Source organism: Paracoccus versutus, assembly GCF_000763885.1.
Lineage (GTDB): Bacteria > Pseudomonadota > Alphaproteobacteria > Rhodobacterales > Rhodobacteraceae > Paracoccus > Paracoccus versutus.
This window is the reverse complement of record NZ_JRKO01000083.1, coordinates 1-16,819: the sequence shown is the minus strand read 5'-3', so window position 1 is coordinate 16,819 and position 16,819 is coordinate 1. Positions and strand designations below refer to the sequence as shown.

Below are 16,819 nucleotides of genomic sequence, written 5' to 3'. Positions count from 1 at the left end.
GTTCTGGGACGGGCGGGCCGACAACCTGCGCGACCAGGCCGGCCAGCCGATGCTGAACCCGGTCGAGATGGCGATGCCCGACCGCGCCACCGTGGTCGAGCGGCTGCGCGGGAATGCCGACTATGCGCAGGGCTTCGCGGCGCTGTTCGGGAAGGGCGCGCTCGACGATGTCGAACGCGCCTTCGACCATGCCGCCGAGGCCCTGGCCGCCTATCAGTCGACCCAGGAGTTCGCGCCCTTCGATTCGCGCTATGACCGCTACCTGCGCGGCGAGGCCGAGCTGACCGCGCAGGAGCAGTTCGGCCATACCGTCTTCATCACCTGGAACTGCCGGCTGTGCCACCAGCTGCGCCAGCAGGGCATCACCGAGCGCGAGACCTTCACCAGCTTCGAATACCACAATATCGGCGTGCCGGTGAACCATGCCGTCCGGGCGATCAACGGGCTGGGGCCCGACCATGTGGACCTGGGGCTGCTGCAGCGGCCGGGCATCGACGATCCGGCGCAGGCGGGCCGCATCAAGGTGCCGACCCTGCGCAACGTGGCCGTGACCGGGCCCTACATGCATAATGGCGTGTTCGAGGACCTGCGCACCGCCATCCTGTTCTATAACAAATACACCAGCCGGCGCCCGGCGTCGCGGATCAACCCCGAGACCGGCCAGGACTGGGGCGATCCCGAGGTGGCCGAGAACCTGTCGCTGGCCGAATTGCAATCGGGGCTGATGCTGGACGACGCGCGCGTCGATGCGCTGGTGGCTTTCCTCGAGACCCTGACCGACCGCCGATACGAGCCGCTTCTGGCCGAACGCAAACGCGCAGAACAGGAGGCCGTCGCAGCCCGGTGACGACCACGCTCCCGAAGGAGGGGGACGCAGATGGCATCCAGCAAACGCAAGATGAATCGTCGCACCGCCCTGGCCGAGGCGGCCCGCATGACCGGAGCGGTCTGCCTGGGCGGGTTTTCCCTGGCGGCGCTGATCCAGTCCACGGCCAAGGCCGATGCGCGCGCCATGCGCCCGCCCGGCGCCCAGCCCGAGGCCGATTTCCTGTCCGCCTGCGTGCGCTGCGGGCTGTGCGTCCAGGCCTGTCCCTACGGCACGCTGTCGCTGGCGGAATGGGGGCAGGAGCCGCCCGTCGGCACGCCCTTCTTCACCCCGCGCGAGGTGCCCTGCTACATGTGTCGCGACGTGCCCTGCGCGCGGGCCTGCCCGACCGGGGCGCTGGACAGCACCATCGCCATCCGCGACGCCGAGATGGGCGTGGCCGTGCTGGTCGGGCACGAGGACTGCCTGAACTACAAGGGCATGAATTGCAGCATCTGCGTCCGCGTCTGCCCGATCCGCGGCGACGCGATCACGCTCGAGCCGGGCGAGGCGAACGGCCGCGCCATCATGATCCCCACCGTCCATTCCGACCATTGCACCGGCTGCGGCACCTGCGAGAAGCATTGCGTGACCGGCCATGCCTCGATCCGGGTGCTGCCGCGCGACCTGGGCCTGGGTGGGCAGGGGCGCAACCGGGCGGGGCGGGCGACATGATCGGCTGGTGGATCTCGGACAGCCGCAGGCTGGGGGTGCAGGCCCATGGCCTGCTGCGGGCGCATAAATGGTGGCTCTTGCGGCGGATCAGCCAGCTGTCGGTGCTGGGGCTGTTCGTGCTGGGGCCGATGGCGGGGATCTGGATCGCGCGCGGCAATTTCGCCGCCAGCGAGATCGGCGGGGTCGTCACGCTGGGCGATCCCTATATCGTGGTGCAATCGCTGTTCGGCGGCAGCGTTCCGGCGCTGCCGGTGGCGGGCGGCGCGCTGATCGTGCTGCTGTTCTACCTGGTGGTCGGCGGCCGGGTCTATTGCGGCTGGGTGTGCCCGGTGAACGTCGTGACCGATGCCGCGCATTGGCTGCGCGAAAAGACCGGCCTGACCCGCGACCGCAAGCTGGACCGGCGCACGCGGCTGGCGATCCTGGGCTCGACGCTGGTCGCATCCGTCCTGACCGGCACCATCGCCTGGGAGTTCGTGAACCCGGTCAGCCTGCTGCAACGCGCCTTCATCAGCGGCATCGGTTTCGGCTGGGCCATCATCCTGGCGGTGTTCCTGCTGGACCTGTTCGTGTCGCGCCGCGCCTGGTGCAGCCACCTGTGCCCGGTCGGGGCCTTCTACGGCCTGGTCGGCAAGGGCGCGGTGGTCCGGGTGTCCGCCGCGAACCGCGATGCCTGCACCGATTGCGGCGCCTGCTTCACCATCTGCCCCGAGCCGCATGTCATCGTCCCCGCGCTGAAGGGCAATGAGAGCCCGGTCATCCTGTCGGGCGATTGCCAGAACTGCGGCGGCTGCATCGACGCCTGCCCGGTGGATGTGTTCCGCGTCTCGACCCGCTGGAACCGACCCGCGGGCCGCGGCGGGCAAGCCTAGCAGGCTGCTGAAAAAGTCCTTGCGACAGGACAGCGCGGGCGGGGAACCGGGAAATCCGCCTAAAATTTGCCGAAAACACCCCATTTTCGGGCCGATATCAGCTGGATCCAGAACGATTTCCGCTGCGTCGCCCTTTCAAAATCCTTTTTCAGCAGCCTGCTAGAGGGCCGAGGTTGAGGGATTTGATCCAGATATTCCTCGAGCCCGTATTTCGCGCCCTCGCGCCCCAGCCCCGAGGCCTGCACCCCGCCGAAAGGCGCGACCTCGTTCGAGATGGCGCCCGAGTTGGTAGAACAGCAATCGGCGCGGGGTTTTCATCCTGTCGCAGCAGGGCCGTGTCCCTTTCCCGCGCCCTGACCGGGCAGGGGCGGGCTACAAGCGCAGGTCGCCGGTCCCGGCCGCCTGGCGGTGCCAGGCCAGCGTCTGCGGCCGCAGGCGTGCCAGCGCCTGCACCAGCATGCCGGTGATCGCCGCCTTCAGCAAATCGCCGGGAATGAAGACCGCGACCAGGGTGAAGGCCTCGAGCAGGCTTTTCCTTGCCACGATGGCAAGCCCCGTCGCGCCGAAGACGTAAAGGACCACGATCCCGCCGAAGACCGCGCCCAGCCCGGCCGCCAGCCCGGCCGAGCGCAGCCGCACATGCTCGACGAACAGCCCGGTGGCGAAGGCCGCGACCGGAAAGCCGAGCGCGAAGCCCGCCGTCGGCGCGACGAAGGCGCCAAGCCCGCCGCGGCCGCCCGCCAGCAGCGGCAGGCCAAGCGCCACCAGCAGCAGGAACAGCGCCGCCGCCGCGGCGCCGCGCCGGGCGCCAAGCACCGCGCCGGCCAGCATGACGCCCAGCGTCTGCGCCGTGATCGGCACGCCGAAGCCAAGGGTGATCTGCGGCACCAGCCCCAGCGCCGCGATCATCGCGGCGAAAAGGGCGATCTGGGCGATATTGCGTTCCATGGTCTACTCCTGTCCATGCGGTCCAAGGGGGCCGCCTCGCGCGCGCAAAGCTTCGCCGACATGATCGGCGTCGTCCAGTGCCTGCAGGGTCAGCGGCAGGATCAGCCGCCAGCCGGGGCGGCGGCGGGACCGGGCGCGCCATGCCTCGGCCAGGGTCTCGGCGCGGGCGACCAGGACCGGGGTGAAGCGGATGACCAGCGGGATGGCGATCTCCAGCAGCTGCGTGGGCAGGCCCAGCCGGCGCAGCGGCGCGGTCAGGCGGCGGATCAGGTCGACCAGATCCTCGAGCCCCGTGGTCATCGTCACCAGGTTGGCCAGCGCCACCAGCGTGACCATGCGCAGGGTGACGAGCAGGCCCATGCGCATGTCGCCGGCGATCGCGTGCCAGCCCAGCAGGACGGCGACGAAGGGCAGCACCACCCGCAGGCTGCGCAGCCCCGCGCGCAGGAAGACCGGCCCCGGCGCGGCGTAAAGCGCCAGCACCGCACCCAGCGCCGCCGCATGGATGGCGATGTCGCCGACCAGGAACAGCGCGGTCGAGGCCAGGCACAGCCCGCCCAGCTTCAGCCCCGCCGGCCAGCGATGGGCGCGGGTCTCAACCGGCGAGGTCAGCGATATCATCAAGCTCTCCCAGCCGGATCATCTCGGCGGTGAAATCGGGCAGCAGCGCGGCCGGCGCGCCCTGCGCCACGATGCGGCCGCGGTCCAGCCAGAACAGCTCGTCGCAGGTTTCGAGGTCGGAGGGCTCGTGCGAGATGTGCAGCAGCCGCGTCCCTGCCCGGTGCAGATAGCGGGCCAACTGCCGCCGGGTGGGGATGTCGAGCCCGGCATAGGGTTCGTCCAGGATCAGCAGCTGCGGCCGCATGGCCAGCACCGCCATCATGCAGACCAGGTGCTTCTGGCCCTGCGACAGGGCCGAGATCGGCGCGTCCTTCCAATGCGGCTTGTCGAAGGAGCGCAGCACCGCCTCGACCCGCGCGGCGGCCTGCGCCTTGTCCAGCCCCTGCTGGCGCAGGCCGAAGGCGATTTCCTCGGCGACGCGGGGGAAGATGATCTGATGCTCGGGGTTCTGGAACAGGATGCCCACGGTTTCCAGCGCCGCGCGGCGGTCGCGGAACACGTCGTGGCCGCCGATGCGGACCTGGCCGCTGGTCGGCGCGATCAGCCCGGCCAGCAGCCGTGCCAGGGTGCTTTTGCCAGAGCCGTTCCGGCCCACCACGCCGATGCGCCGGGCCGAGGATTGCAGCGTGATGCCGGCCAGCACCGGGCGTCCGGCGACCTCATAGCCCAGGTCGTCGAGCCGGATGGTGAATGGGGCCGTCTCGCAGCTGTGCAAGCGCAGTCTCCTTTTCTGGCCGCCTTCCCCGGCGGGGGTGCAGGCGGGTGCAAGCCCGATGGCCCCGCTTGTGCCGGTCTTTGCCGCGAAAGCAATAGGCCAGCGCGGCAGGGTGGAGCAATGGCCCTGCTTGCCGCCCTGCACGGGCCTCGGCCAAGGATTTTCGGCGGCCGGGCAGGGCGGCAGGGCGGGAATCCGCCAGAAAAGCATTTAAACGAATCGGGGCGTATGTTAATTGATTAATCAGTCAAGTTGTGGTGGTTTGACGTGGTATCGACTGCCGGGCCTTCGGGTCCGGCTTCTCTCGGTCCGGGGTCAGGCCAGGAAGCGGCGGAACTGGCGCAGCGCCAGCCAGAACAGCACCGCGCCGATCAGCGCCAGCGCCAGGAGCTGCGGCCAGACCACACCCAGCCCCGCGCCCCGGAACAGCACCCCCTGCGACAGGATCACGAAATGCGTGTTGGGCGCCAGCGACATCAGCGCCTGGATGACGTCGGGCATGCTTTCGCGCGGGGTCATGCCGCCCGAAAGCACCTGGAGCGGGAACAGCACCAGCATCAGGAGCAAGCCGAATTGCGGCATCGACCCCGCCACGGTGGCCAGGAAGATGCCCATCGAGGTGGTCGCGAACAGCATCAAGGCCGCCGCCGCGATGAACAGCGGCACCGATCCCGCCACCGGCACCTGCAGGGCCATCTGCACCACCACGGTGATCGCGAAGCCCGAGGCCAGCAGCACGACCAGCCCCATGGTCCAGATCTTGGACAGCATGATCTCGGCCGCCGTCACCGGCATGACCAGCAGATGCTCGACCGTGCCATGTTCCTTTTCGCGGATCAGCGCGGCGCCGGTCAGGATGATGGACAGCATGGTCACGGCGTCGATCACGCTGTTGATCGCCCCGAACCAGCCCGCGTCCAGCGCCGGGTTGTAGCGCGCCCGCAGCGCCAGCTCGACCGGCAGGACGCTGTCCTCGCGGTGGCCGGCAAGGAATTCCGACACCTCGGCGCCGACGATCTGCTGGACATAGCCGCTGCCGGTGAACGCCTGGCTCATCCGGGTGGCGTCCACGTTCAGCTGGATCGCCGGGTGGCGGCCGGCCAGCAGGTCGCGCTGGAAATCGGGCGGGATGTCCAGCGCGAAAGTGTCCAGCCCCTCGTCCATGCGGCGGTCCATCTCGGTCGTGGTGATCAGCCGCGGCGTGCCGAAATAGGGCGGGGTGAAGGCGCCGACGATGCGCTCGGACAGCGCCGAGCGGTCCTCGTCCACCACGGCGATGGCGGCGTTGGACAGGCTTTCCGGCATCGCCTTGGATTCGGTATAGATCGACAGCGAGAAGGCATAGACGATCAGGAGCAGCATGGCCGGGTCGCGCCACAGCCCGCGCAACTCCTTGATGCCCAGGTGCCAGACGTTGCGCAGCTTCATTTCGCCTGTTTCCTCAGCAGCAGGGCACTGAGCCCCAGGATCAGCGGGCCTGCCGCCGCCAGCGCGGCGAAGGCCATGCCCAGATCGTCGAAGCCCAACCCCTTCGAGAACGCCCCGCGCGAGGCGATGATGAAATGCGTGGTCGGATAGACCTCGCCGATGGCGCGGCCCACGCCTTGCAGCGAGGAAACCGGGTCCAGGAGCCCGGAATATTGCGCGCCGGGGATCATGGTCAGCAGCACGGTGGCGAACAGCGCCGCCACCTGGCTGCGCATGAAGGACGAGATCAAGAGCCCCATGGCCGTTGTGGCGGCGACGTAAAGCAGCGCGGCCAGCGAAAAGGCCGCCAGGCTGCCGGTGAAGGGCACGCGGAAGGCGAAGACCGCGAAAGCTGTCATCAGCGCGAAGTTCAGCATCGCCAGCGCCACATAGGGCAATTGCTTGCCGATCAGGAACTCCAGCCGGGTGACGGGGGTGACGTAGAAATTGATGATCGAGCCCAGTTCCTTTTCGCGCACCACGCTGAGCGTGGTCAGCACCGCCGGGATCAGCAGCAGAAGCAGCGGGATCACCGCCGGCACCATGGCCACGATGCTTTTCACGTCGGGATTGTAGCGAAAGCGCGTCACCAGATCGAAGGCGCCCTGCACCGCCTGATCGCCCTGGGCCTCGCGCGTCTTGCGCATGATCCAGTCGGCATGCATGCCCTGGACATAGCCCTGCACGGTTTCGGCCCGCGTCGGGTTGGCGCCGTCGATCCAGGCGCCGACCTGCACCGCGCCGCCGCGCGCCACGTCGCGGGCAAAGCCGGGCGGGATCTCGATGGCCAGGGCAAGGTTGCCGGTGCGCATGCGGGCGTCCATGTCCTCGTAGCCCGCAAGCGGCTCGGTTTCGGTGAAATAGCGCGAGCCGGCGATGTCCAGCACGTAATCGCGCGAGGTCGCGGTCTGGTCGCGGTCCAGCACGGCAAAGCTGAGATCCTCGACATCCATGTTGATGCCGTAGCCGATGACGAACATCAGGATCAGGCTGCCCAGCAGCGCCAGGGTCAGCCGGATCGGATCGCGCCGGAGTTGCAGCGATTCCAGCCGGGAATAGCTGAGCATCCGCCGCAGGCTGAACCAGCCGCCGGCCGGCGCCGGGGCCTGGGGCGCATCGGCAAGCGGCTCGGGGGCGGGCTCGTCGCCGATCGCCTCTTGCAGATAGGCGACGAAGGCGTCGTCCAGGGTCGCGGCGCCCTTGGATCGCTTGATCGCCTCGGCCGTGTCGCTGACCAGCACGCGGCCGGCATGCATCAGCGAGATGCGGTCGCACCACTCGGCCTCGTTCATGAAATGGGTCGAGACGAAGATCGTCACCCCGTCATGGCGCGAAAGCTCGCCCAGCATCCGCCAGAAGGCGTCCCGCGCCACCGGATCGACGCCCGAGGTCGGCTCGTCCAGGATCAGGATCTCGGGGCCGTGGATCATCGCCACGGCCAAAGACAGGCGCTGGCGGATGCCCAGGGGCAGGGCGTCGGGCAAATCGTCCGCGACGCCCGCCAGCCCGAAGCGTTCGATCATCTGCCGGACCCGGTCCGCGACCTTGCCCGCCTCCAGGCCGAACAGCCGTGCGTGCAGGTCCAGGTTCTGCCGCACCGTCAGTTCGGAATAGAGCGAGAAGGACTGGCTCATGAAGCCGACCCGGCGGCGCACCGCCATGTCCGAGGGGTCGAGTTCGGCGCCGAACAGCTGCGCCGTGCCCTCGCTGGGCTGCAAGAGGCCGGTCAGCATCTTCATCGTCGTGGTCTTGCCGCAGCCGTTCGAGCCGAGAAAGCCGAAGATCTCGCCCTTGTCGATGCGGAAGCTGACGTTGTCGACGGCGGTGAAGTCGCCGAACCGCATGGTCAGGTGCCGGGCCTCGATGGCGGGCTCGCCGTCATGGGCCTTGCGCGGCGGGATCGCGACCTGCTCGTGCCCGCGCCTTTCGCTGTCGGGCAACAGCGCGATGAAGGCGCGGTCCAGGTCCTCGGCCCCGGTGCGGTCGAGCAGTTCGGCCGGGCTGCCGGTGGCCAGCACCCGGCCCGCGTCCATCGCCACCAGCCAGTCGAAACCGGCGGCTTCCTCCATATAGGCGGTGGCGGTGATGACGCTCATGCCGGGGCGGTCGCGGCGGATGCGGCCGATCAGTTCCCAGAACTGGCGGCGGGACAGCGGATCGACGCCGGTGGTCGGCTCGTCCAGGATCAGCAGGTCGGGGTCGTGGATCAGCGCGCAGCACAGGCCCAGCTTCTGCTTCATCCCGCCCGAAAGCTTGGCGGCGGGGCGGTCGCGGAACGGCGACATGCCGGTCGCGGCCAGCAGCGTGTCGATGCGGCGCGCGCGCTCGGTCGCGCCATGGCCGAAAAGCCGGCCGAAGAAATCCAGGTTCTCGGCCACCGACAGCGTGGGATAAAGGTTCCGGCCCAGCCCCTGCGGCATATAGGCGATGCGCGGGCACAGGCGGGCGCGCTGGTGCGCGTTGCCCATGTCGCCGCCAAGCACGCGGACCTTGCCCTGCTGGATCACCCGCGCCCCGGCGATCAGCGACAGCAGGCTGGACTTGCCGACGCCGTCGGGCCCGATCAGCCCGACCATGCGCCCGGCGGGGATCGCCAGCGACACCTCCTCGAGCGCCACCGCGCTGCGATAGCGCAGCGAGACGCCGGCGACCTCGGCCACGGGCGGGATGTCGGGCTGCGCGGTCATTCGACCAGGTTGGACAGGGTGTCGGGCCAGCCGGCCTGGGAGTCGATGCGGACATGGGCCATGCCGGGCAGGCCGGTCTTGACGTAATTGCTGTATTTGCGCAGCAATTCGGGATCGACCTGGGCGCGGACGCGGAACATCAGCTTTTCGCGTTCCTCGGCGGTCTCGACGGTCTTGGGCGTGAACTGCGCCACATCCGCGACATAGGAAATCCGCGCCGGGATGACGTATTGCGGGACGGCGTCCATGACCAGCCGCGCCTCGGCCCCGACCTCGACCCGGCCGGCCTGCGAGGTGGGCAGGAAGAAGGTCATGTAGACATCTTCCAGATCGACCAGGTTCAGGATGCGCCCGCCCGCCGCGACGATCTCGCCCTCTTGCGCGATGCGGTATTGCACCCGGCCGTCGCGCGGCGATGCCAGCGTGGCGTCGCCGATCTGCACCTCGATGGCTTCGATCGCGGCCTGGGCCGCGTCCACCGCCGCCTCGGCATCGACCACCTGGGCGCGGGCAGCGCCGATCCCCGCCTCGGCCGCGGCCAGGTTCGCCTCGGCCGAGGCCAGCGCCGCCTGCGTCTCGCGCCCCGAGGCGCGCACGTCGTCCAGCGCCTGCTGCGAGGCGACGTTGCTGCGCGCCAGGCTTTCGGTGCGCGCCAGCCGCGCCGCCGCCGCATCGGCCGCGGCCTGCGCCTGCTCGACCGCGGCGCCGGCGGCCTTGTGCTGCGCCTCGGCCTGCGTCACCAGGCTTTGCGCGGTCTCGACCCCGATGCGGGCGCGGCGCAGCTGCGCCTCGGCCTGGCGTTTCTGGGCATCGAGCTGCAGGGTGTCCATCTGCACCAGCACCTCGCCCTTGCGCACGAACTGGCCCTCGGCCGCCTGGATGCGGGCGATGCGCCCGGCGGACAGGGCCGAGATGTCGATCTCGGTCGCCTCGATCCGGCCATTGCCCGAGGCGATGCCGGCAAGCTGCCCGTCCTGCGCCCTGTTCTGCCAGGCCAGCCAGCCCACGATGACCAGAACCGCGACGCCTGCCGCGCCGCCCCACCAGGATCTTGCCTTGCCCGCCATGCATGACCTCCGCGATCAGAAGACGCCGGGCCAAGGCCCGCGGCGCGAATCACCGCGCGAGGCCACCATAGCCGCCATGGCCTTCGGTTTCCTTGATGAAAACGCCTTGCGTCGTCGGGTCACACGCAACCACGGGGTGAACGGGCCTTTTGCCGGGCGGCTGTGGCGACAATCTGCGCACTGCGCGCAGAACGGCCGCCGGGCCCGCTAGTGGCTTTCCCTTGTTGCCGTTCTCGATTACACCGCAAGCTCAAGGAGCACAGGCAGATGAGACGCGCAGCAGCATGACCAGCACGACCGCACTCGCCCCTGTCGGCGAGGATATAGCCGAGCATATCCAGCGCGAGATATCCGAGATCGTTTCCATCTATTCCCGTCTTTATCCCACGCAGAGGCTGAATTTCATCCTCTACGAGGGCAAGGACCCGGTCTGGGGCGAGCCCAGCGTCACCGAAGGCCCCTTTACCTTCCAGCCGCAGCACATGAACGCGCAGTTCCTGGGCCAGTTCGAGCGCCCCGGCGCCCATCCCGGCGCGCCCGGCGTGACGATCCGGCTGTCCATCCCCCGCAAGCCGCTGCCCGGCGAGATCAAGCAGATGGACGCGCCATGGGCACCGATCAGGCGGCTGCGGGCGGTGCATCGGCTCGCGCCGCTCGTCTATGAAAGGATCCGCTACCAGGCGGAAATGCTGCGCAAGCGCCGCTCGGTCAAGCGCCATCCGCGCGTCTCGCTCTTGCGGGGGGACGGGTCGTCCCTGCTTGCCCCGCCGCGGCCGCCGGAAAGCGACAAGCGCCCGGCGATCCTGATCGGCATGCATTGGCTCGAGGTCGGCGGCGCCGAGAAGCTGGGCTTCGACACCATCCGCTGGGCGCAGCAGGCGGGGCTGCGGGTCTTTGTCGCGGCCGGCGTGCCCTCGATCCAGCGCCTGGCCGGGAAGCTGCCCGACAGCGCGGACGTCACCTTCCTGCGCCTCGACCGCTACCTGCCCCCCGACCTGTGGCCGCGCTACGTCGAACAGCTGGCCCTGGCCGAGAACATCCGGCTGATCCATATCCATCATTGCCGGCCGCTCTACGAATCGCTGCCGCAGATCCGCGCCAACCTGCCCTGGGTCCAGGTGATCGACAGCACGCATATCGTGGAATATGCCGATGGCGGCTTTCCGCGCAGCTCGGGCGTCTGGTCGAACTTCATCGACATCCACCATGTGATCAGCAAGGAGCTGGTGGATTACTATCGCGAGCATTTCCATGTCATCGGCAAGGTCCGGCTGGGCCGGATGCTGGATCGGGCCGAGCATCCGAAGGGCCTGCCCGAGCTGAACATGCAGCCGGGCAAGAAGCGCCTGCAGGTGGCCTTCGTGGGCCGGCTCTATTACCAGAAGCGCCCGGTCGTGGTGGCCGAGGCGTTCCGCGCGCTGTCCGCCTGGGCCAGGCGCAACGATGTCGAGCTGACCGGCAAGATCGTCGGCGAGGGGCCGTTCCTGGACACGGTCCGCGGATTGCTGCGCCGATACGGGCTTGCGGATCGCGTCGCGCTGCTGCCCGCCAATGCGCCGGTGCCCGAGATCCTGCGGCAATCGGACATCCTGCTCTTGCCCTCGAACAACGAGGGGCTGGCGCTGGTCTGCTATGAGGCGGTGGAGCAGGGCTGCATCCCCATCTCGACCGACGTCGGCTCGCAGGCCGAGATCGTGCCCCCGGATCTGCTGGTGCCGCTGGAGCCGCAGGCCTGCGTGAAGGGCATCGTCGCGGCGGTGGACCGGCTGTGGCGCGACGCCGCCTTCCTGTCCCGGCAGCGCGAGGCGCTGGTCCGGTCCTGGACCGACCTGACGCGCGACCCCACCGCCGAGGAAATCCTGATGCCCCTTTACCAACAGGCCGCGGCGGGCCTTCAGGAGTAGCCTACCAGATGAGCGCATTGAGCAAGACCGCCGCGGTGATCGTGACGTTCAACCGTTCGGCCAAGCTGATGAAGGTGCTGGATGCGCTGGACGGCCAGACGCGGCGGCCCGATGTCATCCTGGTGGTGGACAACGCCTCGACCGACGACACCCAGGCCCTGGTCGAGGCGCGCGCGCGGGACGACCTGAGCATCCGCTATCTGCGCCTGCCGCAAAACATCGGCGGCGCCGGCGGCTTTCACGAGGGGCTCAAGGTCGCCTATGGGCTGGGGGCGCATTATTTCTGGGTTTCGGACGACGATGCCTATCCGCTGCCGGACGCGATCGAGCGGCTGGTCGATGCCATCACCGCCTTCGAGGCGCGGCATGAATGGCGTCCCAGCTTTGCCTGTTCGCGGGTGGAATGGATAGACGGCACCCTGTGCGAGATGAACACGCCGCGCCCGGTCTGGGACTGGCCGCGTTTCCTGCATCCCGAGGCGGCCTGGGCGCTGGTCGATTCCGCCTCTTTCGTGTCGATCCTGATCCCGCGCTGGGCGGTGGAAAAGCATGGGCTGCCGATCGCGGATTACTTCATCTGGTTCGACGATGCGGAATATACCCGGCGGCTGTCGCGTTCCTATCCGGGCATCTTCTGTCCCGAAAGCCGGGTGATCCACGACACGCCCGACAACCGCGGGGTGAATTTCGCCCTCGTGGACGAAAAGAGCCTGTGGAAGTTCAAATACGGCGCCCGCAACGAGGCCTCCTGGCGCCGGCGCGAGGCGGGCCTGATGGGCGTCCTGGCCTATGCCTATGGCGTGCATTTGCAGATGAAGGGCGGTAATGTGCCCTGGAAGCTGCGGCAGAAGATTTTCCAGGCGATTGCACGGGGAATGACCTTCCGGCCGAAGGTGGTATCGGTGTGATATAGGCATGGGGTAGCCAAGCCTATACCACGACAGACCAGGGAAATTCTCGGAGTGATCCGATGATCAATGAAGCAAAGTCGAATGAGGCACATGTGACCAATCCGAATTTGGACCCAAAGCAACTGGCAAAGGAGTTCAGGGTATCCGAAACTCTGATGTCGAACTTCCTCGACAGGTTCGCTCCGTCGAGAGTTGCTTCCGATGAGTATCGAGCGACCGCCGAGGTGATGCTTTTCATTCACATTCCCAAGACTGCGGGCGTCTCTGTCGGCCGGAGTCTGCGTGAAGCGTTTGATCATTTCCATGGCGTGGAGTGGAACAATATTCCGCAATCGTTCCGTCAGGCCGCTCGCAGCGCTATCTATCAGCAAACCTGTCGAGATCGGCGTCACGTCATCATGGGGCACTTCGGCTGGCCGGAAATGCAACTGTTCCGCAATCATGAAATGCCCATGAAATGCGGAACTATACTCCGCAGTCCTGTAGATCGGACCATTTCAAACTATAACTACAATTGCTCAAGCGCACATCCGGCGAACGAACAATTCCGCAAACGGTTCCCCTCTCTTGAAAGCTATATCAGCGAGCTTCCGACGGATGTCCAGATAACTCAGGCTCTTGGTTTGATTGGTTCGTTTGAAAACGCCTTGGAAAAGCTGATCCGCCATTATACTTTTTTGGGGGTTACGGAGCATCTTTCAGCGTCGCTTTCCCATCTGGGAAGATCACATGGCTTGCCAAAATTGCGCGAGTATCGTGAAAATGTCGGTATGGAGCGGGGCGAGAAAACCCTTGATTCTGAGCTTGTAAAAAAAATCGAAAACCGCAGCTTTAACGATAAACGCCTGCACTCATTGATTTCAAGGATGTATCAGTCCTGATTCTGATCGAGCTGGTGGGCGTGTGTGGCACAGGGTAAATAGGGGCGCGATTTGCTCCAGTAGCGACTCTATAAATTCGGCGCTTTAATGTTTGGTAGTGGATGGCGGAGATAGTAATGCACTTGCCATTCTGAAGCATAGCGGGGAATCAATGCGGATTTTGTTTCACGGCCCAGGGCTGGCTATAAGTAGGCCTAAGGTTGATATGCAGCTTGTGCTGGGAACGCAGTTTCCGGCGATCAGAACATTTTCCGAGCTGAAGCAGAACCATCTGCTAACCGGAAACCGCGGTAATATGATTCATGCCGAGGCGCCAGCAAAGCTGTTTGAACATGATGTGGCAAGGTCTGTTTACGGAAATATATCGACCTTGCAGCGTGTCCTAGGGGATGCATTTGCAGACAAGATCGAAGAGAATTTTGATCTTGTCATAATATCCATGGCCAACTTCATCAGGAACGATCATGATGGGAAGGCGCTATTGACTTCCTTGAAGGCGCTTGATGGTCGAGTCAAGATAATTGTCTTGGGGGCCGGGATACAGGGCAATCCACATCCTGAGAAGATGATTCCGAGCAATCTTCAGCTGATAGACTTTTTCAACAGCCGTGCGGATATTTTTGCAGTTCGCGGTCAGGAAACCGCAAAATGGCTGAAGAAGCATGGGTTCAACAACGCGAAAATAATCGGCTGTCCTAGCCTGTATGTTTATCCAGAATCCATTTTGGGAATGAATTATGCTGCGGCTCGCAATAGAGCTTCGGGCGCAAAAATTCTTACCGCAGGTTATTTGAAGCAAATGGACAAGGGTCTCCATTTGCGCGGGGATGAGCTTATCAAAGCATTCAAGGGGTTGAGGGCGTCCTATGTATTTCAGGACGAAATTTTTGGACTTCCAGAATTTCAGAACCGGAAAGGCGCTTTCCACGAGGGTCGCTGTGAGGTCAGCAGGGATCTTGTCGAAGAATGGTTAAAAACGCTTGGTATTGTGGACGTTCCTTTCGACCGATATCATTATTTCACGGAAACTGGCAGTTGGCGCCAAGCCGCAATGGCCCATGATGTCTTTGTCGGGGACCGGTTCCACGGCGGTGTGGTTGCGTTGCAGGCTTGCAAGCCTGCTATGTTCCTCTGCCACGATAATCGTGTCTCCGAGTTGACGCGCTTCTTTAACCTTCCTGCGCTATCCACTGCGGAATTCACTCATCTTGGGCTGTGTCGCGCAATGGAAACATATTTGAGCGATGATGCGGAGGCTAAGCTGAAAGAGAGATATGTTTCTCTCTATAATCGATTCCGAGCCCTGTTTGCTGAGCATGGTTTGAAAGTGAGGCCATTGCCGGAAAGATTCCGATCTTATGACGAAACGAAAGCGGTTGCCGAGAACGCCTTGGCGGACGCGCCCGGATGGGTGAAAGGGAAAGAGGATTCTCCGGGTGGAGAAAATCTGGCGGGCCTTAAATCCGATCTTGTGAATCGTCTGCGGGGTATCATTGGAAGGTAGAGCCTTGACCCATCGTAAAGCGTGAAGGCGGTTGCAACTTCCTAAAGTGGCGGCATCACAAAGGCCGGTATTGCCTCTCCGGCCTTTTCCGCCCCCAGAAACACCCCCGCCGTATCCAGCGCCTCGCGGATGGTTACGTCCATGTCGAGATAGCGATAGGTGCCCAGGCGGCCAACGAAGGTGACGGCCTTTTGCGCCTGCGCCAGTTCGACATATTGCGCCAGAAGCGATTTCTCCTCGACCAGGCGGATCGGGTAATAGGGGATGTCGCCCGGACCGGCGGCGCGCGAATATTCGCGATAGCAGGTGCTGCCCTCGTGGCTTTCCCAAGGCGAGAAATGCTTGTGCTCGGTGATGCGCGTCCAGGGCACATCGCGGTCGCCATAGTTCATCACCGCGCAGCCCTGGTAATCGCCCTGATAGGTGAAACGCTCGAAATCCAGGGTGCGATAGCCCAGCCGGCCCAGGCTGTAGTCGAAGAAACCGTCCAGCGGCCCCGACCAGAACAGGTGATCGGCCTGGGCCGCCATCTCGGGGCGATAGGGGGTCTCCAGCTCGACCGAGATGCGCGGATGGTCCAGGATCGCCGCCACCATCGCCGTATAGCCGGCGCGCGGCATGCCCTGGAACCGGTGGAAGAAGTAATTGTCGTCATAGTTGAAGCGCAGCGGCAGGCGCTTGAGGATCGAGGCCGGCAATTCGCGCGGCGAGCAGCCCCATTGCTTTTCGGTATAGCCCTTGAAGAACGCCTCGTAGAGTTCGGGGCCGACGAAGCGCAGCGCCTGTTCCTCGAAGCTTTGCGGCTCGGCGATCGAGCGGTCGGCGCGGCTTTCGATGAAGGCGCGCGCCTCGTCCGGCCGCAGGGTCTTGCCGAAGAACTGGTTGATCGTGTGCAGGTTCACCGGCAGCGAATAGACCGCGCCCTGCGAGGTGGTCTTGACCCGGTTCTGGAACGGCACGAATTCGGCGAAGCGGTTGACATAGTCCCAGACCCCCTCGTCGTCGGTATGGAAGATATGTGGGCCGTAAAGGTGCAGCAGGACGCCGGTCTCGGGGTCGCGCTCGGTATGGCAATTGCCGCCGATATGCGGGCGGCTGTCGATGATGCGGCAGTCATGGCCGGCTTCGGCCAGCTGGCGTCCGATCACCGCGCCCGACAGTCCTGCGCCCACAAGCAGTATCTTCATCTTCCCTCATCCCCGTTGCCCCGCCGCGGCTGCGGAGGGACCGGCCCGTCTCTGGGCTGCGCGGCAGATCGCCACGCGCCACGGCTCATGTCAGCAACGCCGCCCGAGGTCTATAGCATGTGTCGGGGCGAGGGCAAAAGCCGGCGCAAACATGCCTGCCGGCGGTGATTCGCCGGGGGAAGCGCGATGGGCGGGCCGGGCGCAGGCCAATCCGGCGGCAGCCCGCCGCCCGAATGAGCGGTTCTTTGCGCTTTGCCTGCCCCGGCGGCGCAGCAAGATGGCAAAACGCTTTGCAAGCCCGTCACAAAGCGGCCTTAATACAACCGGAAAGCATACCGCCCTGGCGATAGTTCGTGCCCGGTTGCCATCCGGGCTCAAATGTCGCAAAAACCGATGAGTTTAGTTTACTAAGTTGGCCTTTTGCCGCCTCCCCCCTCCTCATCCCACTGTGATCGCCATTCCCATGTCCAAACAATTTGCCTCCATTCTCGTGGCGCCCGAAGACTATGCCGAAG

At 65.5% G+C, this 16,819-nt stretch carries 15 protein-coding genes and 1 pseudogene; 7 read left to right on the top strand and 9 right to left on the bottom strand.

All coding sequences use genetic code 11. The features are described 5' to 3' along the window. The 3 genes from IT40_RS24050 to napH all read left to right on the top strand — a co-directional run. A partial coding sequence (locus IT40_RS24050; RefSeq protein WP_036760459.1) for a cytochrome-c peroxidase occupies window positions 1-847 on the top strand: 847 nt, incomplete at its 5' end. Window positions 848-877: 30 nt separating this feature from the next. Then, entirely contained in the window at window positions 878-1,540 is a 663-nt protein-coding gene (napG, locus tag IT40_RS24045) for a ferredoxin-type protein NapG (RefSeq protein WP_036760456.1), read from the top strand. Further along, window positions 1,537-2,412, top strand: coding sequence for a quinol dehydrogenase ferredoxin subunit NapH (gene napH, locus IT40_RS24040; protein ID WP_036760454.1), 876 nt, complete (start codon window positions 1,537-1,539; stop codon window positions 2,410-2,412). Before napG ends, napH begins: the two co-directional genes overlap by 4 nt. Before the next feature lie 185 nt (window positions 2,413-2,597). Here napH and IT40_RS30315 read toward each other — a convergent pair. The 7 genes and pseudogenes from IT40_RS30315 to IT40_RS24010 all read right to left on the bottom strand — a co-directional run. Further along, window positions 2,598-2,699: pseudogene (locus IT40_RS30315) on the bottom strand (aldehyde dehydrogenase family protein); the annotation flags it as partial. Window positions 2,700-2,784: 85 nt separating this feature from the next. Beyond that, window positions 2,785-3,360, bottom strand: coding sequence for a biotin transporter BioY (locus IT40_RS24035; RefSeq protein ID WP_036760453.1), 576 nt, complete (start codon window positions 3,358-3,360; stop codon window positions 2,785-2,787). Between the two features lie 3 nt (window positions 3,361-3,363). Beyond that, on the bottom strand, window positions 3,364-3,981 hold the full coding sequence (locus IT40_RS24030; RefSeq protein ID WP_036760452.1) for an energy-coupling factor transporter transmembrane component T family protein: 618 nt from the start codon (window positions 3,979-3,981) through the stop codon (window positions 3,364-3,366). Next, window positions 3,956-4,696, bottom strand: coding sequence for an energy-coupling factor ABC transporter ATP-binding protein (locus IT40_RS24025; RefSeq protein WP_036760461.1), 741 nt, complete (start codon window positions 4,694-4,696; stop codon window positions 3,956-3,958). Before IT40_RS24025 ends, IT40_RS24030 begins: the two co-directional genes overlap by 26 nt. 315 nt (window positions 4,697-5,011) lie before the next feature. Next, window positions 5,012-6,124: an ABC transporter permease gene (locus IT40_RS24020; RefSeq protein ID WP_036760451.1), complete on the bottom strand. Its 1,113-nt coding sequence runs from the start codon at window positions 6,122-6,124 to the stop codon at window positions 5,012-5,014. Further along, complete coding sequence (gene rbbA, locus IT40_RS24015; protein ID WP_036760448.1) at window positions 6,121-8,850, bottom strand: ribosome-associated ATPase/putative transporter RbbA; 2,730 nt, start codon at window positions 8,848-8,850, stop codon at window positions 6,121-6,123. The genes IT40_RS24020 and rbbA overlap by 4 nt, the downstream gene beginning before the upstream one ends. Further along, window positions 8,847-9,917, bottom strand: a complete 1,071-nt coding sequence (locus IT40_RS24010; protein WP_036760444.1) for an HlyD family secretion protein — start codon at window positions 9,915-9,917, stop codon at window positions 8,847-8,849. The genes rbbA and IT40_RS24010 overlap by 4 nt, the downstream gene beginning before the upstream one ends. Window positions 9,918-10,201: 284 nt before the next feature. Here IT40_RS24010 and IT40_RS24005 point away from each other — a divergent pair, with 284 nt between their 5' ends. The 4 genes from IT40_RS24005 to IT40_RS28060 all read left to right on the top strand — a co-directional run bounded on the left by IT40_RS24005 (window position 10,202) and on the right by IT40_RS28060 (window position 15,117). Further along, window positions 10,202-11,821: a glycosyltransferase gene (locus IT40_RS24005; RefSeq protein WP_036760442.1), complete on the top strand. Its 1,620-nt coding sequence runs from the start codon at window positions 10,202-10,204 to the stop codon at window positions 11,819-11,821. A gap of 8 nt (window positions 11,822-11,829) precedes the next feature. Next, window positions 11,830-12,729: a glycosyltransferase family 2 protein gene (locus IT40_RS24000; RefSeq protein ID WP_052096267.1), complete on the top strand. Its 900-nt coding sequence runs from the start codon at window positions 11,830-11,832 to the stop codon at window positions 12,727-12,729. Window positions 12,730-12,791: 62 nt separating this feature from the next. Continuing rightward, entirely contained in the window at window positions 12,792-13,613 is an 822-nt protein-coding gene (locus IT40_RS28065) for a sulfotransferase family 2 domain-containing protein (protein ID WP_072461792.1), read from the top strand. Window positions 13,614-13,818: 205 nt separating this feature from the next. Next, window positions 13,819-15,117 (top strand): polysaccharide pyruvyl transferase family protein, encoded by a 1,299-nt coding sequence (locus tag IT40_RS28060; RefSeq protein ID WP_166436139.1) that lies wholly within the window; start codon window positions 13,819-13,821, stop codon window positions 15,115-15,117. A 41-nt stretch (window positions 15,118-15,158) separates the two neighbouring features. On the opposite strand, the gene glf is transcribed toward IT40_RS28060, so the two are convergent. Together glf and IT40_RS29785 are read right to left on the bottom strand one after the other, a co-directional pair. Further along, complete coding sequence (gene glf / locus IT40_RS23995) at window positions 15,159-16,304, bottom strand: UDP-galactopyranose mutase (protein WP_036760429.1); 1,146 nt, start codon at window positions 16,302-16,304, stop codon at window positions 15,159-15,161. 301 nt (window positions 16,305-16,605) lie between these two features. Next, on the bottom strand, window positions 16,606-16,819 hold a 214-nt coding region (locus tag IT40_RS29785), incomplete at its 5' end, for a hypothetical protein (RefSeq protein ID WP_208855413.1).

What these genes read in the sequence shown, in the direction of transcription:
- IT40_RS24005 (WP_036760442.1), top strand. Translation starts at nt 10,202, where the DNA reads ATGACCAGCACGACCGCACTCGCCCCTGTCGGCGAGGATATAGCCGAG.
- rbbA (WP_036760448.1), bottom strand. Translation starts at nt 8,850, where the DNA reads ATGACCGCGCAGCCCGACATCCCGCCCGTGGCCGAGGTCGCCGGCGTC.
- napH (WP_036760454.1), top strand. Translation starts at nt 1,537, where the DNA reads ATGATCGGCTGGTGGATCTCGGACAGCCGCAGGCTGGGGGTGCAGGCC.
- glf (WP_036760429.1), bottom strand. Translation starts at nt 16,304, where the DNA reads ATGAAGATACTGCTTGTGGGCGCAGGACTGTCGGGCGCGGTGATCGGA.
- IT40_RS24010 (WP_036760444.1), bottom strand. Translation starts at nt 9,917, where the DNA reads ATGGCGGGCAAGGCAAGATCCTGGTGGGGCGGCGCGGCAGGCGTCGCG.
- IT40_RS24020 (WP_036760451.1), bottom strand. Translation starts at nt 6,124, where the DNA reads ATGAAGCTGCGCAACGTCTGGCACCTGGGCATCAAGGAGTTGCGCGGG.
- IT40_RS24030 (WP_036760452.1), bottom strand. Translation starts at nt 3,981, where the DNA reads ATGATATCGCTGACCTCGCCGGTTGAGACCCGCGCCCATCGCTGGCCG.
- napG (WP_036760456.1), top strand. Translation starts at nt 878, where the DNA reads ATGGCATCCAGCAAACGCAAGATGAATCGTCGCACCGCCCTGGCCGAG.
- IT40_RS24035 (WP_036760453.1), bottom strand. Translation starts at nt 3,360, where the DNA reads ATGGAACGCAATATCGCCCAGATCGCCCTTTTCGCCGCGATGATCGCG.
- IT40_RS24000 (WP_052096267.1), top strand. Translation starts at nt 11,830, where the DNA reads ATGAGCGCATTGAGCAAGACCGCCGCGGTGATCGTGACGTTCAACCGT.
- IT40_RS28060 (WP_166436139.1), top strand. Translation starts at nt 13,819, where the DNA reads ATGCAGCTTGTGCTGGGAACGCAGTTTCCGGCGATCAGAACATTTTCC.
- IT40_RS28065 (WP_072461792.1), top strand. Translation starts at nt 12,792, where the DNA reads ATGATCAATGAAGCAAAGTCGAATGAGGCACATGTGACCAATCCGAAT.